16 protein-coding genes and 4 pseudogenes are annotated in these 26,010 nt (G+C 39.1%); 13 read left to right on the top strand and 7 right to left on the bottom strand.

Annotation, left to right across the window (positions count from 1 at the left end; genetic code table 11):
- Positions 1 to 1,016 precede the first annotated feature (1,016 nt).
- Together BS636_RS15430 and BS636_RS15435 are read right to left on the bottom strand one after the other, a co-directional pair.
- Positions 1,017 to 1,926, bottom strand: a pseudogene (locus tag BS636_RS15430) (ParB/RepB/Spo0J family partition protein).
- Positions 1,927 to 1,940: 14 nt separating this feature from the next.
- Positions 1,941 to 2,711 (bottom strand): annotated as a pseudogene (locus tag BS636_RS15435) (ParA family protein).
- Between the two features lie 855 nt (positions 2,712 to 3,566).
- Between BS636_RS15435 and BS636_RS15440 the strand changes: the two are divergent.
- From BS636_RS15440 to BS636_RS15495, 13 genes and pseudogenes are all read left to right on the top strand, one after another.
- Positions 3,567 to 4,737 (top strand): annotated as a pseudogene (locus tag BS636_RS15440) (replication initiation protein).
- 568 nt (positions 4,738 to 5,305) lie between these two features.
- A pseudogene (locus BS636_RS15445) lies at positions 5,306 to 7,015 on the top strand (electron transfer flavoprotein-ubiquinone oxidoreductase).
- A 378-nt stretch (positions 7,016 to 7,393) separates the two neighbouring features.
- Positions 7,394 to 8,182 carry a LysR substrate-binding domain-containing protein gene (locus BS636_RS15450; protein WP_099339691.1) on the top strand — a complete coding sequence of 263 codons (789 nt, stop codon included), beginning with the start codon at positions 7,394 to 7,396 and terminating at the stop codon, positions 8,180 to 8,182.
- Between the two features lie 341 nt (positions 8,183 to 8,523).
- A complete protein-coding gene (locus tag BS636_RS16510) occupies positions 8,524 to 9,000 on the top strand; it encodes an MmgE/PrpD family protein (RefSeq protein ID WP_228206960.1) in 477 nt (158 codons plus the stop codon).
- Positions 8,982 to 9,596: an MmgE/PrpD family protein gene (locus BS636_RS16515; RefSeq protein ID WP_228206956.1), complete on the top strand. Its 615-nt coding sequence runs from the start codon at positions 8,982 to 8,984 to the stop codon at positions 9,594 to 9,596. Before BS636_RS16510 ends, BS636_RS16515 begins: the two co-directional genes overlap by 19 nt.
- Positions 9,597 to 9,848: 252 nt before the next feature.
- Positions 9,849 to 10,997 carry an acyl-CoA dehydrogenase family protein gene (locus BS636_RS15460; protein WP_099339692.1) on the top strand — a complete coding sequence of 383 codons (1,149 nt, stop codon included), beginning with the start codon at positions 9,849 to 9,851 and terminating at the stop codon, positions 10,995 to 10,997.
- 59 nt (positions 10,998 to 11,056) lie between these two features.
- Positions 11,057 to 12,373 (top strand): MFS transporter, encoded by a 1,317-nt coding sequence (locus BS636_RS15465; RefSeq protein WP_099339693.1) that lies wholly within the window; start codon positions 11,057 to 11,059, stop codon positions 12,371 to 12,373.
- A 150-nt stretch (positions 12,374 to 12,523) separates the two neighbouring features.
- Complete coding sequence (locus BS636_RS15470; protein ID WP_099339694.1) at positions 12,524 to 13,672, top strand: acyl-CoA dehydrogenase family protein; 1,149 nt, start codon at positions 12,524 to 12,526, stop codon at positions 13,670 to 13,672.
- Between the two features lie 22 nt (positions 13,673 to 13,694).
- Positions 13,695 to 15,794 (top strand): acetate--CoA ligase family protein, encoded by a 2,100-nt coding sequence (locus BS636_RS15475; RefSeq protein WP_228206953.1) that lies wholly within the window; start codon positions 13,695 to 13,697, stop codon positions 15,792 to 15,794.
- A 3-nt stretch (positions 15,795 to 15,797) separates the two neighbouring features.
- Complete coding sequence (locus BS636_RS15480) at positions 15,798 to 17,846, top strand: 3-hydroxyacyl-CoA dehydrogenase NAD-binding domain-containing protein (protein ID WP_099339695.1); 2,049 nt, start codon at positions 15,798 to 15,800, stop codon at positions 17,844 to 17,846.
- A gap of 155 nt (positions 17,847 to 18,001) precedes the next feature.
- On the top strand, positions 18,002 to 18,451 hold the full coding sequence (locus BS636_RS15485; protein ID WP_099339696.1) for an acyl-CoA thioesterase: 450 nt from the start codon (positions 18,002 to 18,004) through the stop codon (positions 18,449 to 18,451).
- A 37-nt stretch (positions 18,452 to 18,488) separates the two neighbouring features.
- Entirely contained in the window at positions 18,489 to 19,694 is a 1,206-nt protein-coding gene (gene pcaF, locus BS636_RS15490; RefSeq protein ID WP_099339697.1) for a 3-oxoadipyl-CoA thiolase, read from the top strand.
- Positions 19,695 to 19,860: 166 nt separating this feature from the next.
- Positions 19,861 to 21,132: a DcaP family trimeric outer membrane transporter gene (locus tag BS636_RS15495; RefSeq protein ID WP_099339698.1), complete on the top strand. Its 1,272-nt coding sequence runs from the start codon at positions 19,861 to 19,863 to the stop codon at positions 21,130 to 21,132.
- Between the two features lie 284 nt (positions 21,133 to 21,416).
- Here the strand turns inward: BS636_RS15495 and BS636_RS15500 are convergent, their stop codons facing one another.
- The 5 genes from BS636_RS15500 to BS636_RS15520 all read right to left on the bottom strand — a co-directional run bounded on the left by BS636_RS15500 (position 21,417) and on the right by BS636_RS15520 (position 25,835).
- Entirely contained in the window at positions 21,417 to 22,247 is an 831-nt protein-coding gene (locus tag BS636_RS15500; protein WP_064096827.1) for a MetQ/NlpA family ABC transporter substrate-binding protein, read from the bottom strand.
- An 83-nt stretch (positions 22,248 to 22,330) separates the two neighbouring features.
- Positions 22,331 to 23,539, bottom strand: a complete 1,209-nt coding sequence (locus BS636_RS15505) for an acyl-CoA dehydrogenase family protein (RefSeq protein ID WP_081406377.1) — start codon at positions 23,537 to 23,539, stop codon at positions 22,331 to 22,333.
- A gap of 21 nt (positions 23,540 to 23,560) precedes the next feature.
- Positions 23,561 to 24,388, bottom strand: a complete 828-nt coding sequence (locus BS636_RS15510) for a MetQ/NlpA family ABC transporter substrate-binding protein (protein ID WP_064096828.1) — start codon at positions 24,386 to 24,388, stop codon at positions 23,561 to 23,563.
- Positions 24,389 to 24,403: 15 nt separating this feature from the next.
- Positions 24,404 to 25,069, bottom strand: coding sequence for a methionine ABC transporter permease (locus tag BS636_RS15515; protein WP_064096829.1), 666 nt, complete (start codon positions 25,067 to 25,069; stop codon positions 24,404 to 24,406).
- Between the two features lies 1 nt (position 25,070).
- Positions 25,071 to 25,835, bottom strand: a complete 765-nt coding sequence (locus BS636_RS15520) for a methionine ABC transporter ATP-binding protein (protein ID WP_228206957.1) — start codon at positions 25,833 to 25,835, stop codon at positions 25,071 to 25,073.
- Positions 25,836 to 26,010 lie beyond the last annotated feature (175 nt).

Here is a 26,010-nt window from a genome sequence, read left to right on the forward strand (position 1 = left end):
AGAACCTAGCCTCGGCTGGGTTCTCTTCATCCTTTTTAATAAGGTAAAGAGGTTTTCTCTGAAACCGACATTCTGCCCTGCTATTGATTAAACAATATTTTTATTAAATTTCAAAATTACACACTAGACTTGCAGTAGTTGAGACAACTTAACTTTTAAAAAACATAGATTCAAAATAAAGAACCTTTCTTACCGGTTATCCATTTTATGAGATAACTTTTTTAAAATCGATTGGCTCATGGAAAGAACTGAAGTATTTATTAAATTAATCTCTGTTGCAGATCGTGAAGGTTTTAAGGCAGATCAACTTATTTTAAGCATCTTAATAAGCCAAAGAATCAAAAAAATACTAATTTCTAATCAATATTAGGCTTTATTGTGGGTTATCAATCCTTACAGATCAGAAATTATCCACAATTTCTGTGGATAAACTTGGGATAATTTTATCCGTCTGTGTACGCATATGCTCACATAAATCTCGGCCTTTGCGGCTAGGCGATCAGACTGTGATTCCCTATCATGGGGAAATAGAGAGCAGGAAGCTACATACAAGAATAACAATAGATAAGCACAAGGATTGTAAGGTACGACAGGAGTTATACCGAGCGAACCAATATGAAAAAAACCTGGCAGGATGAAAAGCACCCTTCAAGTTAGACTCTTAGTCTAACTTGAAGGGTGCTTTCTATGGCTAAATATTCTCAAGAATTTAGACTTGAAGTTGTTCAATTTTACTTAATGAATCTAGGTAGACAACGAGCAACAGCTAATCATTTTAACATAGCAATATACTGATCATAGTAAGGGAATTGGCGTAGATGTTAATTACTTAATTCTATTATGTAACAGTATTGGCAGAAACAGGATTTATAGATAGTTTTTCAGCTAGCCTTCATTTATCAAGATGAATTCTATAGCTACTCAAGTACTCTCATTAAAGATAATGAAATTCCTCATAATAGCTTTCAAAATATAGGTGTTTTTCAAGCTTCTGATAAAAAGGGTGTAGCAAGTTGCTACACCTTTTCATTTTTCTGAACTAGCCCTTTTAAAAAATTTTCTAGCTGCAATAAACTAGCTTCATCAATTTGCGAAATATTCAGCGAAACTTTAAGTTGTTTATCACTGAGTTTTATATTTCCAGCAACTCTACCATTATATTCAATCTTGCGAATTACAGATGTTGTTGTCAGTTTTTCAGAACCTTCACTAAGCAATTTCTCAGCATATATAGCAGCTTTAGTCTGCTCCAGCTTTTTATCTTTAACTTTATCCCAAGCTTTAAGTAATACTGTTTCAGCTTCAGAAAGTTGCTGCAGATGGTCTGACAAAAACTTTTTAAATGCAGTTGCAGCAGTACGTCCAAGTAAGTTTGGATCTACTTCAAGATCATTTAAAATTGTTTTAGGTAGTTTTTCATAAGATAGATATTTATACATATCCTCTCGGTTTAAACCAAGAGATTTAGCTAAGCGCTGTTTATTTTTCTTTAAATTCTCGTCTAAAGCATTCAACCCTACAAAAACTTCATAATCTGTCAGATCCTGACGTTTTAAATTTTCTGCTAAAGTCAGCAATGATGCTTCTTCATCGTTCGCATCAATAATGATTGCTTCGATTACAGTTTTACCAAGCTGTTGATGCGCACGTAAACGGCGTTCGCCTGCGATCAGTTCATATTTTAGATTATCCAGCTTACGAACTGTAATCGGCTGTAAAAAGCCAACTTCTTCAATAGAATTTGCTAGTTCTGTTAGCTCTAGCTCGTCAAATATTTTTCGAGGCTGATTTGGGCTTTTACTGATATCCTCAATTGGGACATTACGCCGAAATTCTTTCAACTCTTTGATGTTGTCTTTTTGAGCTTGTTGATGTTTCTGTGTATTTGTTTCAATTTTGAGCTAAAAGCTCTTTGGTGCTCGCCATAATATTCTCAAATTTTATACTTTAGCCACTATTTCAGCTGCTAGGCTTTCAAATGCCTTACGTACTTTTGAACCTTTTTCTACTTTTAACAGAGACTGTTGTAAAATTGCTGCTTGATTAACTTTGGTACTTTGAGGAATAGTAGTTTTCTAAAATTTTACCAACTTGTTTAAGTGCTTCATCACGAATCAATTTACACACATTCTGACGTTCATCATGCTTGATTAACAAGGCACCTAAAAGTTTGAGATCAGCATTAATACGTTTAATCTTTTCCATATGATTTAAAAGATCCGTTACCCGTAAAGACCATATTGTGAACCTGATTCAATTGGAATAATTACATGTGTAGAAGATGCTAGAGCATTACTAGTCAACAATTTCAGACTTGGTGGACAATCAATCAAGATAAAATCATATAGATCTTTAAGTAATTCTAGTTTAATTGTAAGTTCTTCAGATGGGCGTGGTGCTTCTTCTTTCAGTTGATCTTCAGTTTTTCCTAAATTTAATGATCCATAAATCAATGATACATTTTCAAAATTAGTTTCTTCTTGTAAGGCATCTGCTAATAAAGAAATATCACCTACAAGTAATTCTGCTGTTGTGACAGCAACTTCACTAGGATGTTGAACTCCAATGTGCAAACTTGCATTTGCTTGTGGATCTAAATCAATAACTAGAACTTTATTACCCAGATTTGCAAGTTCTGATGCCAAGTGAACAACTGTTGTTTTACCACATCCGCCTTTGTGATTGGCAACAGCAATAATTTTTGCAGACATACGTGTCAGATGCTTCCGTATTTGATTGTTAGTTAATATAAATAACTTTCACTAAACTTACTATAGTTTTTAAATTTATAAACCCTGTTTGTTCAGATGTAAAACAACTTAAAAAATAAATTTTACCTAAGCTAGCTTAATTAATAATTAGTATAATTAGTTATTTAGCTAATTAATAATTAGAGCCGATTTTTCAATATAAAAAAACAATGCCTTATGGTTTTTAAAGTGGAAGGTTTGTCACTGAAAGGTGGAAGGTTTGTCACTGAAAGGTGGAAGGTTTATCATTGAAAAGTGTAATGATTGTCACTGAAAGGTGGAAGGTTTGTCACTGAAAGTGAAAGGCTTGTCACTATGGTGGAAGGCTTGTCATCAATTATTTGAAATAGTCAAAATAATCAAATTAAATAATTTTAAAACAATAGCTTAACTTGTTGATAAAGATGTTTTAAATAGCTTTAATAGTGGAGTGTCTGTCACGCAGACCTCTTTTATTGTGGATAACTTTATTTTTAAAGATATTTTCTGATGATTATGTATTCAGTTGATTCTTTAATCATATATCAAAGGTGGAAGCCTTGTCATATCTAAGTTTCAATTTCATCCAACTTCATTTAAACCTAAAAAATAATGAGTAAAAATACATCTATCTGGCAATTTTTTCTCATATAAGGTGGAAGGTCTGTCACTTATTGGTGGAATAAAATATAAAAATTCCACTTTTAGATGCTAATCCACGTACAATTGCCCTTTTTTGATGACAAGCTTTCCACTTTTGCACTCTTATGGTGAAATTGTTGAAAATTTTTCCACTTTTGTTTATAAACGAATAGTCGAATTACAAATATTACGGTTATGACAGAAGCTAATCCGCTGCAAGAAGAATCTAATTATGTACCTTACTGTATTGGCAACATTCGCCATAATGGAGTTGTTAGTACCAGCAATCGATTGATTCGTCCAATTGAGTTGTCGGCAAACGAATATAAAGCACTGTTGTATGCTATGGCGGTGGCAAATTATGGGAAAAGAATAGTGCAGATCGTGAGATAACTGAACAAACTTATATTTATTTATATAAGGATGATTTGGCTGATTTGCTTGGGCTTAGTAAACGTAATTCGATTAATGTTGCAATCGATCGTATTTATAAAGAACTTTCATCTCGAGTAGCTCACTTCATTATTGAAGAACCGGCTGATGACAGAAAGAAAAAAACTAAAAAGGTTCACTCTGTTGTTCCTATTATCCGTGAGTTGAGATGGGAAGATGATTCTAAAAATGCAATTCAAATCCGTTTACCAGTGAAGTTTTGCCCTATTTTACTCAGCTTGCGGGTGGAAATTTTACGACCTATCAGCTCAAGCACCTATTTGCATTAGATTCAGTCGCAAGTATGAGTCTGTATACTTATTTTGTTAAAAATGAATTTAAGTATAGTCAACAAAAGAACTATGAAATACCACTTCTGCTTGAAAATCTTAAAGCTTTAATTGATATTAATGAAACCAAATACGATCGTTGGGTAGATTTCAGACGCTACGTGCTGGATAAGATCGTGGCTGAGATTAATGAAAATACAGATCTGCAGTTAGAATATGAAACAATTAAGAAAGGTCGTCCAATTATTGGAGTAAATTTCAAACTGCAACGTCGTATAGCAGAAAAAAGCCATACTGATGCCGCACCGGTTGAGAAAATTTATCTGGATGTACCATTTGAAGATAATGCTCTGGTAAAAGAACTGGGTGCAAAATTTGATACGAATGTACGTTCCTGGTACATTTATAGTGATGATGATAAATACAACCAGTTTAAGAAATGGTTTAAAAAATCAGGTTGTCTGACTGATTCTCAGGCAAATATTGTTATTAATGACACCTTATTCCAGATGGACTTCGCTGAAATCGGAATAAGTCTGAATGATTTCAAACGAAATATGAAACATAAACTAAAGAACAACCCTGAATTTGTTGAAAGCATTCGTGAACGTCTGAATGAGCTTTTTGGTAAAGAAGTGATTTAGGAAAAAGTGTAGCAAGTTGCTACACTTAGGAATATATAGTTATCCCTGCTTTTTGGGATTCATAAGAATGCTTGTAGCACAATAAGCTAAATTATCAATGAATTAATTCTTATGATTAACAGAATTCTGTTTGCTTACCAGCATCAGAGAAGATTAAGAACAGATACCTGTAAAACCATATAAAATCCGAGTGTTTTCATTCCAATAATATTATTGTATAGATGGGTAACGGTGTAGCATAACTAGATGCTGTTACATTTAGAATAATGCCAAAATACATTAGTAAGCAAAACTATTTGCTTTATAACCTCCTATATTCAAATCAAGTAAATTAATCCCTTAGTCATGACCAAAATTCACATAGCAGCCATCCTACTTTTAATTTTTTTAGCCTAAGCATAAGTGAGTATAGTGATTTAGCTTTAATTTTCAGAGTTAATTCTATTGGATAGTAATCATAGTGCCTGATTCCTGTATGTTCTACCTAGATGAGTTTTCTGAAATTTAATTAATAAGATTCTTTATACTTATCAATGTATGTAATTGATTGGTAATAGGTAGAAAAGGGATGTTTCCAGAATCAGAAATTGATAGAGAGTCAATGGAATTTGACGTAGTCATCGTAGGCGCAGGCCCTGCGGGTCTTTCTGCTGCGATCAAAATCCGTCAGCTTGCAATTGAAAACAACCTGAATGATCTGTCCGTTTGTGTCGTGGAAAAAGGTCCGAAGTCGTGCTCATATTCTTTCTGGTGCTGTACTTGAACCGCGTGCAATCAATGAACTGTTCCCGAACTGGAAAGAAGAAGGAGCGCCTTTAAATGTCCCAGTCACTGAAGATAAAACCTTCTTCCTTTTATCTGAGACTACCTCTAAAGAAGCACCGCATTGGATGGTGCCGAAAACCATGCATAACGATGGCAACTACGTGATCTCACTCGGTAACGTGGTACGCTGGTTAGGTCAAAAAGCAGAAGAACTGGAAGTATCCATCTTCCCAGGCTTTGCCGCTGCTGAAATCCTGTACCATGAAGATGGTTCAGTAAAAGGCATCCAAACCGGTGACATGGGCATAGGTAAAGATGGTGAACCAACACATAACTTTACCCCAGGTTACGAGCTTCATGCCAAATACACCATCTTTGCTGAAGGCTGCCGCGGTCACTTAGGTAAACGCCTGATCCAGAAATTCAATCTGGATAAAGATGCTGATCCGCAGCATTACGGTATCGGGATTAAAGAACTGTGGGAAATCGATCCTGCAAGCATAAACCAGGCCTGGTGATGCACGGTGCCGGCTGGCCATTGTCTGAAACCGGTTCTTCAGGTGGCTGGTGGTTATACCACGCGGAAAACAACCAGGTCACTCTGGGCATGATGTGGACCTTTCTTACGAAAATCCGCACATGTATCCATTCATGGAAATGCAGCGCTGGAAAACTCATCCACTGATCAAACAGTATCTGGAAGGTGGTAAGCGTATTTCTTATGGCGCACGTGCTGCGTGAAAGGTGGCTTTAACTCTCTGCCGAAATTCACCCTCCAGGCGGTTGCTTAATTGGTGATGAGGCCGGCTTCCTGAACTTTGCCAAAATTAAAGGTTCACACACAGCCATGAAATCAGGCATGCTGTGTGGTGAAGCGGTGTTTGAAGCGATTGCTGCCGGTGTCGAAAAAGGGGTGACCTTGCGATTGCCCGTGTCACGGAGGTGAAGACCTGTTCGAAAAAGAACTGACAGCTTACACGGACAAGTTCAACAACAGCTGGCTGAAAGAAGAGCTATATAGTGCACGTAACTTTGGCCCGCAATGCACAAGTTCGGTCAATGGATGGGTGGTGCATTTAACTTCATCGACCAGAACGTATTTAAGTTCCATTTACATTACATGATCTGGTGCCAGATTTTAAAACTCTGAAAACTGTTGATGCCGTGAACTTCAAACCTAACTATCCAAAACCGGATGGCAAGCTAACATTTGATCGTTTGTCTTCAGTATTCGTATCGAATACTGTGCATGAAGAAACCAGCCTGCTCACCTGAAGCTGACGGATGCGTCAATTCCAGTGAACGTGAACCTGCCAAAATGGGATGAGCCAGCGCAACGCTACTGCCCGGCGGGTGTATATGAAATTATGGAAAATGATGATGGTTCTAGCGCTTCCAGATCAATGCAGCGAACTGTGTGCACTGCAAGACCTGTGACATCAAAGATCCATCTCAGAACATCACCTGGGTGGTACCGGAAGGTGCTGGTGGTCCGAATTATCCTAACATGTAATGTTAGGATAATTCTTGCGAAGCAGTGCCTCTCATATCCAAATATGTAATTTGGATAGTTCTTGCGAGGTGTTGTCTCTCATACCCACACATGTAGACGGTTAGTAATAACTCTTCATTTGTTTTTTTAGGTAAAGCAGTCTCTTCGGAGGCTGCTTTTTTTATAATCATACTATTATGAGTTTTATGCAATTAACCTTATACAGAAAAAATGTAAGCTGTGGAACACAAGTCGTAGACATGTTTATGAACAGTTCATACGACTTATTGATAAGCCAGTTACTTCGGACGAAGAATATTTATTGAATATACTGTGCTTCTTTTGACAGGAGGTTGATATGCGCGATATTCCACCATTAAATGCCCTACGTACTTTTGAATGTGTAGCCGACATAAAAGTTTTACCAAGGCTGCTGATGAGTTATATGTGAGTCAATCTGCTGTGAGTCGCCAAATCACACTTATAGAAGAATATCTCGGCATTGAATTCTTTAAACGTGAACGTTCTGGAATTAGCCTGACTGAAGCAGGTGAAAATATTTATGCGGAAATTGGCCCTGCATTTAATAAAATTGCTATTGCCACTCGTGGCATGAGTTCGTACCGAAAAAACAATGACATAGCTTTACGCGTATATTCAACATTTGCAGCTAAATGGCTAGTGCGAAGATTGCAAAAACTACATGCTGAAAACCCTAAACTACGCGTCAATATCAAAACCGCTGTTGCTCCTGTAGATTTTGCAACAGAGCATGTTGATGCATCCATTCAGTTTGGTGATGGCAATTGGCCTGATGTTGATAGCTATTTTTTATGTAGTGATGAGCTTAGACCCGTATGTAGCCCATCTCTAATTAGCCATTTAACACGCCCACCAGCTCCACAAGATGTAAATAAATATAAGCTTATACATTCTAACTATAGAAAATTAGATTGGACCGATTGGTTAGCGGCTCAAAATATCGAAAGCTCAGAAACAGATCAATTTATACTCCCAAACTCGCTTTTAGCCTACCAGGCAGCCCTTGATGGAATTGGGATCGCAATGGCACAGACCAAGTTAGTGGAACAGGAAATTGATAATGGCAGTTTGGTCTATTTCTCTGACTATATACTTCAGCGTGATTTGGGCTATTACTTGTCGTACCACAAAATTCACCAAAATTAGAAAAGATTATTGAACTACGTGATTGGTTAATCGAAGAACTTAATTAAAAGGATGTAAAAGATATATGACTACGCTCATTCAAAAATATGCCGAATATGCTGCATTGGAAGCTCAACGAGACTTAATCTTGAAACACTTCATCATGCGAAACGTGTTGTGCTTGATTGGTTTTCTGCTTTATACCCAGGATTCGTATCTGAAGTTGGGAAAAACATAGTTGCAACCTTTGAGGAAGAGTTTGGAAATGGTAAAAGCCGCATACCAAGTCTAAATCAAATGCTTTCTCATCTACAGCAGCATGGGTTTTAGGAACTGCTTCACATGCTGTAGAGTTTGATGATATTTTTCGCGATGCTGTATATCATCCGGGGGTACCAGTCATTAGTGCCGCCTTATCAGTTGCGGATGAATATCAGCGTTCTGGTTTAGAATTTTTAAAAGCAGTTGTAGTAGGGTATGAGGTTTCAACACGTCTAGGGGCGGCTGTACAACCTTCACATTATACTTACTTTCATACGACTGGAACTGTTGGTGCAATTGGTAGTGCCGCTGCTGCAGCCTTCTTAATTGATCCGCATAATAAGGATATTTTTGCACATGCAGTTGCAACAGCAACAACTTTTGCATCAGGTTTACAGCAAGCATTTCGTTCAGATGCAATGACCAAAGCTTTGCATGGTGGGCATGCTGCATCAATCGGTGTTACTGCAGCGAAAGCGGCTGCTAAAGGAGTCACTGGTGCATTAGATATTTTAGAAGGTGAAGTCGGTTTTGGGGCTGCATTATCAAAAGATCCAAAATGGGAAAAGCGACTCTAAATTTAGGCACAGATTATAATGTCTGTAAGATGACCCAAAAAAATCATGGTTGTTGTGGTCATACTTTCGCTGCCATTGATGGTGCTTTAGAAATTCGTACTCAAATTCTTAATCAGAACCTGAAGATTGAGGATGTTGAGAACATTACAGTGCGTACATACCAAACGGCACTTAATGTAACAGGGAATTTTGATCCTGAATCAGCATTCCAATGTCGCTTCAGCTTACCTTATGTAGTCTCACATGGCTTTTTACACGGTAGTGTTCGTTTAAATGCTTTTACAGATGAACAAATGGCATCACCAGAAACACGCGAGTTAATGAAGAAACTTATCTTAGAAAGTGATGATGAATTAACTTCTAAGTTCCCAAATCAACGTGCGGCAAAAGTTAAAATTACGCTAAAAGATGGTCAAACATTTGAACACTTCTCCCCATGTCGAAAAGGTGATCCTGAAGCACCATTAACAGATGAAGATTTAGATCATAAATTCTTTGAATTAGTTGAGGGAGTTATAACAACATCTCAAGCCAAAGTATTAAGAGATCAAATCTGGAATCTTGAAAATATAAGTGTTGCTGACTTAACTTTATAAATCATTATAGTTAAACAATTTAAAGCAGCTAGTTGAATTTACTAGCTGCTTTTTTTATTAATACTTTAGTCTTAATAGTGAAATATAAGTGATTGATAATTATTATATTAAATTTTAAAAAACTTATTTCTATAGTTAAATGCACCAGTTTTAAAAATAAGTCATGCCATGATGATTAATTAGAAAACATGATTTAAATATATCCAATATTCTAACTCCACAGGGTTAATTAATAGACTTAGAGTTAGACATATGGATTTCAATTTAACCGAAGAACAAAATGCATTTGCAGATTCAGTGCGCAAGTTTGCCCAAAAGGAACTGGCAGATGGCGCATTAGAACGCGCTCATTCTCATGATTATCCGTGGGAAATCGCTGCCAAATTGGCAGAAATGGGTCTGATCGGTATCACTGTTAAAGAAGAAGATGGCGGTATTGGCGGGACCTTGATGGATGCCGTGATTGCCATTCAGGAACTTGCGCTGGTTTGCCCAAAAAGTGCTGACGTGGTTCAGGCGGGTAACTTTGGTGCGATCCGTACCTTCGCAGAATATGCATCTCCTTACCTGAAAGAGAAATATCTTCCAGATTTATTGGCAGGTAAAAAACTGCTTGCTTTAGGCATGAGTGAGCCAGGCGCAGGGTCATCAGTGACTGAGCTAAAAACTTCAGCAGTTGAAGATGGTGACCACTACATTATCAATGGTTCTAAAGTCTTCTCTACACATAGTCCACATGCTGATACCTTCCTCATTTATGTCCGCTTTGGTGAAGGGCTTGATGGTATTGGTTCGGTGATGATCGATCGCGGTACACCAGGCTTTGAAGTGGGCCAGCCTTCATCATTTATGAGCGGTGAAGAGTGGTGCCAGCTTTATTTTGATAATTGCCGTATCCCAAAAGAAAACGTATTGCTTGGCCCTGGTGGCTTTAAAAAGCAGATATCAGGTTTCAACGTTGAACGTATTGGTAATGCATCACGCGCATTAGCACTCGGCCGTCATGCTTTTAACGTAGCGCGTCAGCACTGTTTGGACCGTGAACAGTTCGGCAAGCCTTTATGTGAGTTCCAAGGTCTGCAATGGAAATTTTCTGAGATGGCTCTGAAGCTGGAAGGTTCACAACTGCTTCTTTACCGTGCGGCAATCAATGCCGATGGTGGTCTGCCATCTGCTTATGAAACCAGTATTGCGAAACTATCATGCAACCTGACGGGCTGGGAAGTATCTAACGAAGCGCTGCAGGCGATGGGTGGCTACGGTTATTCAACAGAATCATTGGTTGAGTACTGTGTGAAGCGTACCCGTGGCTGGATGATTGCAGGTGGTTCAATCGAAGTTCTGAAGAACCGTATTGCAGAAGATGTATTTGGTCGTCGTTTCAATCAGCGTGCGAAGTAGATTCACGGGAAAAGTGGATGTTTTAAATATAAGATGTATGTATTGCAAAGGAAATCATTATGCATGTAGATACTGTTGCCAATAACGGAAGTGGCAGTAAAAAATGGAAACTTGCTTTTATATTCGCATTTTTAACACTCATCGTTGATGGTGCGGATGTAATGTTTCTGGCGTTTAGCTTAGCCAGTATTAAAGCTGATTTTGGTTTATCTGCTGTTGAAGCAGGTATGTTGGGTAGTGTCACACTGGTAGGTATGGCACTTGGTGGTGTAACAGGTGGATGGTCTAGCGACCGTTTTGGACGCGTAAAGACCATTACATTCTGTGTATTTGTGTTCTCAATTCTGACTTCATTTATCGGTTTTGCAGAAAACGTTACACAATTTGCAATCTTAAGATTTATCTCAGCATTATTCTTAGGTTCTGTTTATATGGTGTGTAGTACATTACTTGCGGAATCAGTACCTACCCATAAGAGAACAACAATTGTTGCTTCTTTGCAGACTGGTATTACTGTTGGCTATATTGTTGCAAGTATCTTAGCTGGTGTGATCATTCCAGATTTTGGTTGGCGTCCAATGTTTATGCTTGCGAGTGTGGGCGTGATTTTAGCCATCGCAATGTACATTATGGTTCCAGAATCTGATGCCTGGTTAGCTGCTAAAGACAATATTCGTAAGCAAATTGCCACCAAATCAAAAGCACCAAAGGGAGCTTTTACTACATTATTTAAAGATCCGTCAGTACGTAAAATTTTAATTCTATGGGTCCTTGCTAGTGGCTTCATGCATTTTGGTTATTATGGTGTAAATAACTGGATGCCGTTATATCTTGAACAAGAATTAGGAATGCAGATTAAAAAGCTAACTACTTTCATGGTAGGTAGTTATACCGCAATGATTCTTGGTAAAGTGATTGCGGGTATTCTAGGCGATAAGATTGGTCGTCGTGCAACATTCGCGTTAGGTACTGTGAGTACGGCATTGTTCTTGATCGTAATTGTGATGTTTAATTCTCCGAATAACATCTTATGGTTATTGATCGGCTTCGGTTTCTTATATGGTCTACCATTTGGTGTATATGGCACATATATGGCGGAAAGTTTCCCGACTCGTATCCGTGGTACATCTTTGGGTGTAGCACATAACATGGGACGTATTGGTTCTTCTATTGGTCCAATTGCAATTGGTTTCGTCGCGACAAATGCCTCTGTAGGTTATGGTTTCTTAATGATGGGTGCTGCTTATTTAGTTTGTGTATTACCTGTATTCTTTATTAGGGAACATCTGTATGATCCACAAGGAAATGCAGAAGTTGCTTCAGATGGTAGTAACTCTGAAGAAAAACCTATAAAAACAGTCAATCAAACTGTATAAGTCAGCTAAAAAAACGCCCTAAATAGGGCGTTTTTTTATTGTTTTACATTTTCTCAAATAAGTCATAGCGTGATGATTTATATGAAAACATAAAATAAATAAAACACCTATTCTAGAACTATAAGATATATTGGATAGAGAGTTAAACATATGGATTTCAATTTAACCGAAGAACAAAATGCATTTGCAGATTCAGTGCGCAAGTTTGCCCAAAAGGAATTAGCAGACGGTGCATTAGAACGCGCTCATTCTCATGATTATCCGTGGGATATCGCTGCCAAATTGGCAGAAATGGGTCTGATCGGGATCACGGTCAAAGAAGAAGATGGCGGTATTGGCGGGACCTTGATGGATGCCGTGATTGCCATTCAGGAACTTGCTTTAGTTTGTCCAAAAAGTGCCGATGTTGTTCAAGCCGGGAACTTTGGCGCAATCCGCACCTTCGCAGAATACGCATCTCCATACCTGAAAGAAAAATACCTTCCGGATTTGTTGGCAGGCAAAAAACTGCTTGCCCTAGGCATGAGTGAGCCAGGTGCAGGTTCATCAGTAACTGAACTGAAAACTGCAGCCGTTGAAGATGGTGACCACTACATTATCAATGGTTCTAAAGTCTTCTCTACACATAGTCCACATGCTGATACCTTCCTCATTTATGTCCGCTTTGGTGAAGGGCTTGATGGTATTGGTTCAGTCATGATCGATCGTGGTACTCCGGGCTTTGAAATAGGTCAGCCTTCAGCATTCATGAGCGGTGAAGAATGGTGTCAGCTGTACTTTGATAACTGCCGTATCCCGAAAGAAAACGTATTGCTTGGTCCTGGTGGCTTTAAAAAACAAATCTCAGGTTTCAACGTTGAGCGTATTGGTAATGCATCACGTGCATTAGCTTTAGGTCGTCACGCTTTCAATGTGGCACGTCAGCACTGTCTGGACCGTGAACAGTTCGGTAAGCCTTTATGTGAATTCCAAGGTCTGCAATGGAAATTTGCTGAAATGGCACTGAAGCTGGAAGGTTCACAACTGCTACTTTACCGTGCCGCAATCAATGCCGATGGTGGCCTGCCATCAGCCTATGAAACAAGCATTGCAAAATTGTCATGCAACCTGACGGGTTGGGAAGTATCTAACGAAGCGCTGCAGGCGATGGGTGGCTACGGTTATTCAACAGAATCATTGGTTGAGTACTGTGTGAAGCGTACCCGTGGCTGGATGATTGCAGGTGGTTCAATCGAAGTTCTGAAGAACCGTATTGCAGAAGATGTATTTGGTCGTCGTTTCAATCAGCGTGCGAAGTAAAATTTAAAAAGGATTTAGAGAAATGAATTCCATGGTTAATGAAAATAAAACCCTTTCTAATGCTTTACTGAAGCCTAAGACAGTCGCGTTGGTTGGTATTTCAGATGACATCAGCAAAACAGCTGGTCGTCCTTTACACTTTTTAAGAAATGCCGGTTATAAAGGCACAATTTATTGTATTAACCCACGTCGTGAAACCGTGCAGGGTGAAAAAGCATATACCTCTCTTTCATCACTGCCTGAAGTCCCAGAGCATGTGTACGTATTAACAGCAGCAGACTTGGCATTAGAAGCTGTTGAAGAATGCGGCAAACTGGGTGTGCCCGTTGTGACTCTGATTGCGAGTGGCTTTAGTGAAGCTGGCCCTGAAGGAATCGAACGCGAAAACAAGCTTCGTGAACTTAAAGCAAAATATCAAACACGTATTTTAGGTCCATCAAGTTTAGGCCTAGTAAACCTGTATGAAGATCTGTTCTTAACTGCAAATGCAGCTTTTGCTGAGCCAGGGCTGCCAAAAGGCAATATTTTCTGTGCTTCACACAGTGGTAGTATGATTGGCTCTTTAACTTCACGTGGTCGTAACCACCATACAGGCTTTTATGGCTTGGTATCAGTTGGTGGTGAAGTAGATCTGAGTGTAGGTGAAATCTGTTTAGCTACTTTGGACAATCCTGATATCCATGGTTACATGCTATTCCTGGAATCAATGCGCCATGCAGATAAACTACGTGAATTTGCGTTTAAAGCAGCGGAATTGAATCGTCCAGTGGTGGTATTCAAGCTTGGCCGTTCACAAGTTGCAGCAGATCTCGCAGTTTCTCACACTGGTTCTATGGCAGGTGAGGATGCAGTTGCAGAAGCATTCTTTAAAGATTGTGGTATTGCACGTGTAGAAACTTTAGATGGCTTCCTGAATGCAATTCCACTTCTAAGCAAAGTTCCACCACAAGCAGCCAATAAAAAACAGATTAATGTTGGTGTTTTGACGACTACCGGTGGTGGTGCTGCAATGGTGGTTGATCAGCTTGGCATTCGTAATGTTTCAGTTGTGTCACCCTCAGAAGAGACGATTGCTAAACTCAATGCACGCGGTGTAGATGTACATGCGGGTGGTATTATCGATTTAACGCTAGCTGGCACTAAGTATGAAGTCATGAAAGCTGCGCTAGAAGTACTTGAAGAAGCACCTGAATTTGACCTGGTACTAGTAGCTTCAGGTTCTTCAGCTCGTTATCACCCCGATCTTGCGGTTAAACCAATTGTTGACAGTATTGCGACTTACAAAAAGCCATTGGTGAGTTTCCTGGTTCCTGATGCACCAGAAGCGTTAAAGCAATTAAAACAGGCTGGTGTACCTGCATTCCAATCGCCAGAAGCTTGTGCTGATGTAATCAATGCCGCATTTTCTCGTCGTCAGCCGATGCCAATTCCAGTGCAAGTCACTCAGCCGGCCGTATCCACTACAGTAACTTTAGATGAAGATTCTGCTTATAAATTACTGAGTCCATTAGGCATTCAAAATGCACCATACCAAGTGTTGGATGTTGCTCAACCACAAGCATTGAAAATTGCATATCCAGTGGTAGTGAAAGTCTTACATGATCAAATCAGTCACAAAACTGAAGTTGGCGGCGTGATTCTCCATGTACACAATGAGACAGAGCTTCAAGCAGCAATCAAGCAAATCAAAACCAATGTTGAGAAAAACTGCCCAGATCTAACTGTTGAAAAAGTATTAGTTCAATCCATGGTGAAAGGTCTAGGTGAAGTACTTGTCGGGTTTAAACGTGACAAGGATGTAGGCCCAATTGTGATGCTGGCTGCTGGCGGCGTATTAACTGAACTATATAAAGACAGCTCGATGCGTTTAGCACCTGTGACGATTGATTCAGCTTATGAAATGATTGCTGAAGTAAAGGGCTTAAAAGCTCTGGATGGTTTCCGTGGTAAGCAGAAAGGTGATTTAAAAGCGATTGCCGAAACTGTAGTGGCTTTCTCTCAGCTAGCAGTATCTAAGGAATACTACATTGAAGAAGCTGAAATGAATCCACTCATCGTAAATCCACAAGGACAAGGTGTTACCGCAGTGGATGCACTTGTTCATATCGCTAAGGAAGGTTAAGCCATGACAGAGACTATTCATTTTGAAACTGAGGGATCAATTGCTGTTATTGTAATTGATAACCCTCCTGTAAACACAGGTTCATGGTCTGTGCGTAAGGGGCTGCTCGATGCAGTTGAAAAATTTGCACAGGATGAGACCCTCACAGCAGCAGTGATCATTGGTAAAGACAAAAACTTTATTTCAGGTTCCGATCTTAAGGAGTTTGGAAAGCCAATTACACCGCCTGAATTGCCTCAAGTGATTAAGGCAATTGAAGAATGTCCAAAACCTGTGATTGCAGCAATTAGTGGTGCAACTTTAGGTGGTGGTTATGAGCTGGCACTTGGTTGTGATGCACGTTTAGCCGCAGCGAATACCTTGGTAGGTTTACCTGAGGTGACTTTAGGTATGCTTCCTGGTGCTGGTGGCACACAACGTTTACCACGCCTGATCGGTCTGGGTCCTAGTATTGAAGTGATTTGTAGCGGCAAACGTCTTAAAGCTGCTGAAGCATTCAAACTAGGTATGGTCGAAGCTATTGCTGAGGGCGACTTACGTCCGTTTGCAATTGAATATGCAAAAACAGCGGTAAAAAATCCGTTATCGAAGAAAATGGTAGCAGCTGAACTTGCTGAAGAACTTGATGGCATTATCAAAAAAGCCTTGAAGGCGGGTAAAAACCGTCCTCAAGTCAAGGAAGCGATCCGTCTGATTCAAGCAACAGCGACAGTTGATTTCGAAACTGCTTTAGCCGAAGAACGTGAAGTATTCCAAAAACTTCGTGTAGGTGAAGAGGCATTTGCATTAAGACATTTGTTCTTCGCAGAAACCAGCGCCAAAAAGGCCATCAATCTGAAAGAGACGCCAGTTAAAGCCATTAATAATGTGGTGATTGTGGGTGCGGGTACGATGGGAACTGGTATTGCTGTTGCGGCACTAAGAGCTGGTTTTAAAGTTGCAGTTTATGACCAGTCAAAATCAGTACTGGTACAGTGCAAGTCTAAAATTGATGACATCTATGAAAAGGATGTTGCAGCGGGTCGAATCAAGCCCTCTGACCAGCTTATTCAGCTGGAACAGCTTGAACTTTCAGATCATGATTCTGTTTTTGAAAACGCTGATCTGATTATTGAAGCTATTTTTGAAAATCTAACCGTCAAACAGAATCTGATTAAACAGATTGAAAGCGTCGCTTCACCAAATACGCTCATTGCCAGCAATACATCCTATATTGATTTAGATGAGATTGCCGAGGTAAGCATTCGACCAGAAAATATTGTAGGTATTCATTTCTTTAATCCTGCAAATATTATGCGGTTGGTAGAAGTGATTCACGGTAATAATACCTCTCAGGAAGTCATTGCTTCTGCATTTGCATTTGTCCAAAAGTTAGGCAAGTTACCTATTTTATGTAAAAACTCTTTTGGCTTTATTGGTAACCGGATCTATGCAGCTTACCGTTATCAATGTGAATTAATGCTGGAAGAGGGTGCCTTGCCTCATGAAATTGATCAGGCAATTGAAGGCTTTGGCTTTAACATGGGGCCATTTGCTGTGGGTGATTTATCCGGGCTGGATATTGCTTGGAATATGCGTAAGGCCAATGCCTCAAAACGTGATCCAAAGGCACGTTATGTCGATATTCCAGACCAGCTCTGCGAAGCACAGCGTTTTGGTCGAAAAACAGGTGCTGGCTACTATAGCTATGCAAATGGAAAACCTGAAATTGACCCGATCGTTACTGACATTATTCTTAAAGCTTCTGCAACTAAAGGTATTGAACGTAAAAACTTTACACCTGAACAGATTGTGGAACGCGTATTACTCACTATGGCCAATGAAGCTGCCTTGCTGTTGGCTGAAGGGGTGACCTTACGTATGAATGATATTGATCTGGTGATGATCAATGGCTTTGGATTCCCTAAATGGGAAGGCGGACCTGCATATTGGGCATCTAAACAAGACTTAAACTATCTGTATAAGCAACAAGAAATCCTGGAACACAATACAGGTATTGGATTTAACAAAGGAGATTTATCCATTTTTCATAAACTAGCTAAAACAGCGTAATCATCGTTTTAGTATTGAGGTGTGTGCCTATTTGCCTGACTTCGGTCGGGCTTTTTTTACTTGAAAGAAAGATATGAGGTCGTGATTTTTCGGAAATTCTTACTGATTTCTGCTCAATATAATCAAATTAACCAATATTGAATTACACATGAAAAATGAGTGATCGAAGCAGTTTAACAATGAGTGTATTGATGACACCGGATATGGCTAATTTTTCTGGCAATGTTCATGGGGGAACAATACTAAAGTTACTAGATCAGGTTGCTTATGCATGTGCCAGTCGTTATTCGGGAACCTACGTCGTTACATTATCTGTAGATCAAGTCTTGTTTAAAGAACCTATAAAAGTGGGAGAAATGGTTTCATTTCTGGCAAATATCAATTATGTCGGACGGAGCTCAATGGAAATTGGTATTCGCGTTGAAGCGCAAAATATTCAAACCCGTCAGAACCGGCATACCAACAGTTGTTACTTCACCATGGTAGCAGTAGATAGCAATGGTAAACCTACTACCATATCTCCTTTAAATCTTGATTCGCAACTGAAGCAATGCCGGTTTGAGGCTGCTTTAAGACGTAAAAAACTGCGACTACAGACCAGTTAAATTTTCCTAATGAAGCATATCTAAAAAAGGATTTGTGATGAAAAATGCATATATCATCGATGCTATCCGTACACCATTTGGCCGCTATGCTGGTGGCTTAGCACCAGTCCGTGCAGATGATCTGGGTGCTCTACCAATTAAAGCTTTGATGGAACGTAATCCAGGCATCGACTGGGAAAACGTAGATGATGTAATTTACGGTTGTGCTAACCAAGCCGGTGAAGACAACCGTAATGTCGGCCGTATGTCCGCCTTGCTTGCTGGCGTGCCATACCAAGTGCCAGCAACTACAATTAACCGTTTATGTGGTTCATCACTTGATGCAGTAGCTATTGCGGCACGTGCAATTAAGGCAGGTGAGGCCAATCTGATCGTGGCTGGCGGTGTGGAATCCATGTCTCGTGCGCCATTTGTCATGGGTAAATCTGATACAGCTTATGGCCGTAATCAAAAGATTGAAGACACCACTATGGGTTGGCGCTTCATCAATCCGAAGTTGAAAGAACTGTATGGCGTAGAAACCATGCCACAGACTGCGGAAAACGTAGCAGAGCAGTTCAATATTAACCGTGAAGATCAGGACAAGTTTGCTTTAGCCAGCCAGCAGCGTACAGCAGCAGCTCAGGCACGTGGCTTCTTTGACAAGGAAATTATCCCAGTTGTAATCCCACAGCGTAAGGGGGATCCGATCATAGTTGACAAAGATGAGCATCCTCGTGCTTCAACCACACTTGAAGGGTTAACAAAGTTAAAGCCTGTGGTAAAAGCAGACGGTATTGTGACCGCAGGCAATGCATCAGGTATCAATGACGGTGCAGCTGCACTTCTGATTGCATCAGGTGAAGCAGTGGAAAAATATGGCTTAAAACCTCGTGCCAAAATTATTGCTTCAACTGTTGTAGGTGTAGAACCACGCATCATGGGCTTTGGTCCAGCTCCAGCAATCAAAAAACTGCTTGAACAGACTGGCTTGACTCTGGATCAGATGGATGTAATCGAACTGAATGAAGCCTTTGCCGCGCAAGCCTTAGCCGTAACGCGTGATCTAGGTCTACCTGACGATGCGGCTCATGTGAACCCGAATGGTGGTGCAATTGCAATTGGTCATCCACTAGGTGCTTCAGGTGCACGCCTGGTAGCGACAGCACTAAACCAGCTTGAAGCTATAGATGGAAATTATGCACTTTGCTCAATGTGTATTGGTGTGGGGCAGGGAATTGCCTTGATCATCAGCAGAAAGTAAACAACGCTTTTGGAAGATTTTTAGAGTTTCTAGAGATCTTCTCTTTTATTATTATTTTCAATTTAAATCATAACTAAGTGATTGATATTTTTTAAAAAAATCAATCAACTTTTTGAAATACTTCAAAAAGTCACGGATGAACTTTATACAAATATTGGAGATTTTTATGCGCTTGGTTGTAAATACCCTTGCATTCACGGTAGTAACTTGTCTGTACAGCCATGCTTATGCTGGTACAACTGAACAGCAACAGATACAAGAACTCAGGGCTGAACTAGAAGTACTAAAAACAGCGATTCAAAAGCAGAACAATACTGAAGTACACACAACAACCACACCCCAGACTCAAGCCAGTTTTCCAGTAGTAGCAAACGTTCCGAAGAAATCTGAAGATTCAGCATTAAAATGGAAATCAAAGAACGGCGCAGAAGTCAATATTTATGGTTTTGTTCGTGCTGATGCTGCCTATCAAATTGAAGGTGCAAAAGGCATGTTTAATAGCATCAATAGTGTGGCGCTAACAGGGGAGGCTAACAAGAAATCTACTGAAGATCGATTGGATTCGACATTAACAACTACCCGTATAGGCCTGGATTTCAAGGCTCCAGTTCAGGATGCTGATATCGGCGGTAAAGTTGAAATTGATTTTCGTGGTGGCTCTGATAAGGATACAGTACGACTACGTCATGTATATATGACTTATAACAACTGGTTAATGGGTCAAACGACCTCTAATTTCCTGTCTACTGAAACCTCCCCCGAAATGCTCGATTTTAATACTCCACTTGGAGGAGGCACAACGCGTACTCCAATGGTGCGGTACACGGAGAAAGTAAATCCTAATACCCAGTATTTTGTCGCATTAGAAAAAGGTAATGATGAAAACAGATTACCTGCTGCCACAGCGAAATTGAGTCATAAATTTGCTGAGGGTACTGGCCTAGTCACTGCACGAGGCCTCTTACAAGAAGTACGATTACGTGATTTGGGCGATGAGACAGAGTTAGGTTGGGGAATTGGCTTAGGGGTAAACTATAAGCCTCTTAATCAGCTGATTCTGAATGCCAATTACTCGCATGTCTCTGGCGATAATAAATTTTTGTTAGCTACTGCAGATAATGATCGATTTATCAGAACAAAAGAAAGCCTTGAACTGATTGATTTTGATGCTTTCACTTTAGGTGTAACTTATAAATTTACTCCTCAAATTAGAAGTACATTAGGTTATGGTTCTATTATCTATGATGAAAACAATGTAAAGAATAAGAAAGGAGAGCCAAGCAACGATCATCTGCAGCAAGGTTGGTTAAATGTTATGTATAACCCAATAAAACCAATTACGTTTGGTATGGAATATATCTATGGTGAACGTGAGACTGTAGATAATAGATCAGGTAAGGATAATCGTATAGAAATTATGGCGAAGTATGATTTCTAAGGTAAATCAGCTTAAGGAATAGAGAAATTTCTCTATTCCTTTTTCAGCAATAAAATAGTTATATAATATTTAACTTATGTTCACCTAAAGTCTAGTTCATAATAAAAAAATAGTTAATGATTAATAAAAACATGTATTTATAAACATTATTTTTATATCTTATTTTTTATGGTTCAGGAACTTGGTGAATTCTAGGTCGTTTTTAGAGTAAAAGATGGAAATTGCTAGACCTCTACCATGTCAACGTAGAGGTCTCAGTAAAAATAAAAATTTATGAAGTAGTTTTATCGTTTTGGCCAGGTAACCGTATCGGCATAATTTTTTAAAACAAATTCACGCGTATCTTCTGCGATAAAGGCCTCTTTAACGAGTTCTACTTCAGGTCTCTGAGCAGCTTTGCTATTGGATACAAGCACACTGTCATATTCCTGGTTATCTTGTTCAAGATAAATTGAATCACGTTTGGGTATCAGGTCAGCGTGAATAGTATATGCGCCTGCCATAATTGCTAAGTCTGAATCATTAAAGCTAACGGGCACTAATGCATGTTCAACTTCTAAGAATCTTAGTTTTTTGGGATTAGCAGTAATATCTTTTAAGCTGGTTTTCGCACCTGTATTAGACTTTAATTCAATCAATTTAGCTCGTGCTAATAAATTTAGTGCACGTCCTCCATTTGATGGATCTGATGGAATTATGACTTTAGCTTTATCTGGTAGCTCATTAATATTTTTATATTTAGGTGAATATGCCCCAAACATCCCATTAAAAGTAGAGGCTATCGCTACTAAATCCCAATTATTTAACTCTTTTGCTGACTGCATATAATACTTATGCTGGAAATAGTTCAAATCAGCCTCATCATCTGCCACTGATTTGTTCGGAATCAGACCATCATTGGCATATTTAATTTTCAATTCAATATTTTGTTCTTTAACTTTATTCTTTACATATTCAGCAACTTGTGGATATGGAGGATTATCTCGTGTAAGTAAAGTAACTACTTTAATTTCACTGTTCGCAGTAGTAGCTGTTTTATCTTGTTTAGCACAGCCTGACAACCCAAAACCAATTGATGCTGCAAGAGCAGCAGTCAATACATTTTTAAATTTCATAGATATTCCATTATATGCGCTGTTTGCGCAGTTGTATTAAATAGCGCCTTAAATTTTTAGGACGCTTAACGTACAGTGCTAGGTTAGAAATAGCCGATATTTGGTACAGTTTTTTTATTGACTAAAATGTCACCTAATACTTTAGCTTTCAGGCTGACTGAGTTATGCGTTGATAGCGTACGAATATTGCGCCAGTGACGATCATTTAATGTATCTCGTCCCATTGCGGAAGCACCGATAACTTCGAACATCAGATTGGCAGCTTTTAGGGCTAGCGGATCAATTGCGACTTTTACTTTTGCTGCATCTGCCGCTGCTAGCTGCAGTACAGAATCATAGCTAGGAAGGTCTAAATGCTGGATCACACGATCTAATGAACGTGCTGCCCGTAAAACGGCATTTTCAACAATAAAAGAAATAGAAGAAATTTCACCCGCTTTTTCCAGAAAAAGCGGTTCATCATGCGCTTGTTCAGCATTGCCATAGCTGAACGTGCGACCACGAGTGGCCAGGAGCACAGCAGTACGATCTTCTACAGCTTTGGTTTGGCCTGCAATAATGGCTTGAATGTACAGCTGTGCAAATGGCTTATTCACTAAACCATTTCGTTTAGGCCAACGGATTTCATCTTCGGAGATGGCAACCCTTTTAAATAACGTAGTACCACTGGCAGTGTTACGCTGGCCGATGCCAATCCAGTCATCAAGAATTTCTACTCCTTCACGATTTGTCGGCACAACTACATGGCATAAAGAATCTAGGTGACTTTGTGCCCATACCAATACGTAGTCAGCATGCAAGGTACCAGTAGTGAAGTATTTTTTTCCGTTTAAAAATAGTTTGTTATTTTCATTTAGGATATGGGTTATCAGCTTGCCGTTGCCAACATTATGTGAAGATGGTTCAGCCAGGGCATTACTAATAATTTTTCCACTAGCAATACGCTCAAACCATTTTTCACGGTATGAAGGATCGGGATGTCTCAACACATCTTCAGTAAACTGAAAATGTGAGTGGAAAATATGTGCTACATCAGAATCTGCGCGTCCTAGCTCTATAATCACAGCAAACAGTTCTTCAATGCTGAGTGCTTGACCACCATATTGTTTCGGCAGACGGAGTGCACCCAATTTTTGTGATTTCAGATATTGAACAATCTGAACTGGTGGCAGTTCACCATTAGCATCACGTACTTCTAAATCAGCTTTAACTGCATCAATCAATGCAAGAAATTCTGGACGCTCGTGGTAGGGAAGTGATGCATTTGAGACCTCCTTAACTTTAATATTCATAAAACTAGACTTCCTATATACTTATTGTTTTTCCCAAGTGACTGTTCCTGAATAGTTTTTCAGTACGTAATCACGAGTATCATCGGCCGTAAATGCATCTTTAATTATTTGCACTTCAGCTTTTTGCTGTGACTTGGAATTCGCTACTAAAACCGCATCGTAATTGTGATTATTTTCTTCCAAATATAGGGCATCTCGCTTTGGCACAAGGTTGGCATGGACTGTATAGGCACCGTCCATAATTGCTAAATCTGAATCTTTGTAACTCACTGGCACTAATGCATGCTCTACTTCAATAATCTGTAATTTTTTTGGATTAGCTGTAATATCTTTAACACTACTTTTTGCACCGGTATTTGGCTTCAGCTCAATTAAATCAACTGAAGCCAAAAGATTTAATGCTCGACCACCATTGGATGGATCTAAAGGAATAACAACTTTAGCTCCCTCCGGCAAATCCTTTAGACTTTTATATATCGGTGAATAAGCGCCAAAAATACTGTTAAATGTGGTACCTATAGCATTTAGATCCCAGTTATTTATTTCTTTTGCAGACTGCATATAAGTTATGTGTTGGAAATAATTTAGATCAGTTTCATTTTCAGATACTGATTTATTAGGAATCAAACCGTCAGTGGCATACTTAATTCTTAATTCAATATTCTGTTTTTTAACTTTATCTCTTACAAATTCAGCAATTTGTGGCAAGGGTGGATTGTCACGTGTGAGTAAAGTTACTACTTTGATAGCGTCAGCATCTGCTTTTGTATCTTCCTGTTTTACACAGCCTGCCAAGCCTAGACCAACAGATGCACTCAACATTGCATTCAATGCATATTTAAATTTCATATATAAATTAATCCCTTAAAAACGTTTATCTAAACGCTTCACAAAATAGTTGCCAGTAAATTGAATGATCTGAACAATAAAAATAATGATAAGCACAGTGAAAATCAGAATATCTGTTTCAAAACGATGGAAACCATATCTAATAGCAAAGTCGCCAATACCACCGCCTCCTACAATTCCAACAATCGTGGAATAGGAAAAATAACTTACTGTCACGATAGTGATTGAGTTAACAATTGCTGCACGTGCTTCTGAAAACAGCACTTTATGTACAATTTGAAATTTAGTTGCGCCCATTGCTTCCGCTGCTTCAATTACCCCACGGTTGACTTCTAGCAAAGCTGCCTCAACAAAACGGGCAAAATATGGAATACAACTAATTGTCATAGGAACAATGGCGGCTGTTGTACCAATTGAAGTTCCCACAATTAAGCGTGTTAAAGGCACAATAGAAATAGCGAGAATTAAGAAAGGGAAAGAACGGATGAAGTTCACCACCGCATTTAAAATCCCATTTACTAAATTATTGCTAGAAATTGAACCCTCACGAGTTAAATACAGCGCAGTGCCGACTATTCCACCAAAAATAATGCCAAGAAAAATCGTCACAGACAGCATATAAAAGGTTTCGCCCAGTGCTGTTTGAATTTCAGGCCAAATACCAATTACTTTTTCGTACATATTAAGAAGCCTCTTTTAAGCTGGTACTGACATCATTGAGCAATAGTTTTGAAATAATAGATTTGACCGGTTGCTGGATTGGCTGATTGAGGTCAAACTCTTCAATTACTTGGCCTTGTTCCATTACCGCAACACGGTTGCAGATTTTGTGTACTAGTTGCATTTCATGAGTCACGATCACTATCGTAATACCAAACTGTTTATTGATCTTTGACAGGTAATGCAGAATCGATTCTTTAGTTTGTGGATCGACAGCAGAAGTTGGCTCATCGCAGAGCAGAATTTTGGGCTGGGTCACAATGGCGCGGGCAATTGCAATACGCTGTTTCTGTCCACCGCTAAGTTGACTTGGATAAGCATCTTTTTTATCTAATAAATCAACAATTTCTAGGCACTCTAAAGCACGTTTATGACGTTCTGCTTTTGGCACACCTGAAAATTCTAACGGCAACTCAATATTTTCTAGAGCAGTGCGGTTGGTCAGCAAGTTAAAATGCTGAAAAATCATACCAATGGATTTACGCTGTTCGAGTAATTGCTTTTTTGATAATCGTAAAAGGGAAATACCTTCTATTTTAATATCACCAGTATTGGGGCGTTCTAGCAGATTAATCATGCGCAATAATGTTGATTTTCCTGCACCACTAAAACCGATAATGCCAAATACATCGCCTTGATGAATATTTAGACTAACATCGGAAACAGCCGTGAATTGACCATCCTTTTGTATAAATGTTTTCTTAAGATCCTGTAGTTGTATCATCATTTATTCTCTATGTTTAGCTCAGCATCACTGATGCAGTAGTCCTATGCAGCTCAACATAAATGAGAATTTAATATGTTTAAAATAAATATTTTTAATAAAATTATATAAAAATAATGAATACTAAATTTAAGATTGATCTATTATCCACCCTTTACAGAAGATTTATATCAATAAT

The sequence above is a fragment of the Acinetobacter sp. LoGeW2-3 genome, from assembly GCF_002688565.1.
Lineage (GTDB): Bacteria > Pseudomonadota > Gammaproteobacteria > Pseudomonadales > Moraxellaceae > Acinetobacter.

Bases quoted from the DNA above. Each gene is read 5' to 3' on its own strand.
- BS636_RS15450 (WP_099339691.1), top strand. From the start codon at position 7,394: ATGTGTAGCCGACATAAAAGTTTTACCAAGGCTGCTGATGAGTTATAT.
- BS636_RS16515 (WP_228206956.1), top strand. From the start codon at position 8,982: ATGGGAAAAGCGACTCTAAATTTAGGCACAGATTATAATGTCTGTAAG.
- BS636_RS15460 (WP_099339692.1), top strand. From the start codon at position 9,849: ATGGATTTCAATTTAACCGAAGAACAAAATGCATTTGCAGATTCAGTG.
- BS636_RS15465 (WP_099339693.1), top strand. From the start codon at position 11,057: ATGCATGTAGATACTGTTGCCAATAACGGAAGTGGCAGTAAAAAATGG.
- BS636_RS15470 (WP_099339694.1), top strand. From the start codon at position 12,524: ATGGATTTCAATTTAACCGAAGAACAAAATGCATTTGCAGATTCAGTG.
- BS636_RS15475 (WP_228206953.1), top strand. From the start codon at position 13,695: ATGAATTCCATGGTTAATGAAAATAAAACCCTTTCTAATGCTTTACTG.
- BS636_RS15480 (WP_099339695.1), top strand. From the start codon at position 15,798: ATGACAGAGACTATTCATTTTGAAACTGAGGGATCAATTGCTGTTATT.
- BS636_RS15485 (WP_099339696.1), top strand. From the start codon at position 18,002: ATGAGTGATCGAAGCAGTTTAACAATGAGTGTATTGATGACACCGGAT.
- pcaF (WP_099339697.1), top strand. From the start codon at position 18,489: ATGAAAAATGCATATATCATCGATGCTATCCGTACACCATTTGGCCGC.
- BS636_RS15495 (WP_099339698.1), top strand. From the start codon at position 19,861: ATGCGCTTGGTTGTAAATACCCTTGCATTCACGGTAGTAACTTGTCTG.
- BS636_RS15500 (WP_064096827.1), bottom strand. From the start codon at position 22,247: ATGAAATTTAAAAATGTATTGACTGCTGCTCTTGCAGCATCAATTGGT.
- BS636_RS15505 (WP_081406377.1), bottom strand. From the start codon at position 23,539: ATGAATATTAAAGTTAAGGAGGTCTCAAATGCATCACTTCCCTACCAC.
- BS636_RS15510 (WP_064096828.1), bottom strand. From the start codon at position 24,388: ATGAAATTTAAATATGCATTGAATGCAATGTTGAGTGCATCTGTTGGT.
- BS636_RS15515 (WP_064096829.1), bottom strand. From the start codon at position 25,069: ATGTACGAAAAAGTAATTGGTATTTGGCCTGAAATTCAAACAGCACTG.
- BS636_RS15520 (WP_228206957.1), bottom strand. From the start codon at position 25,835: ATGATGATACAACTACAGGATCTTAAGAAAACATTTATACAAAAGGAT.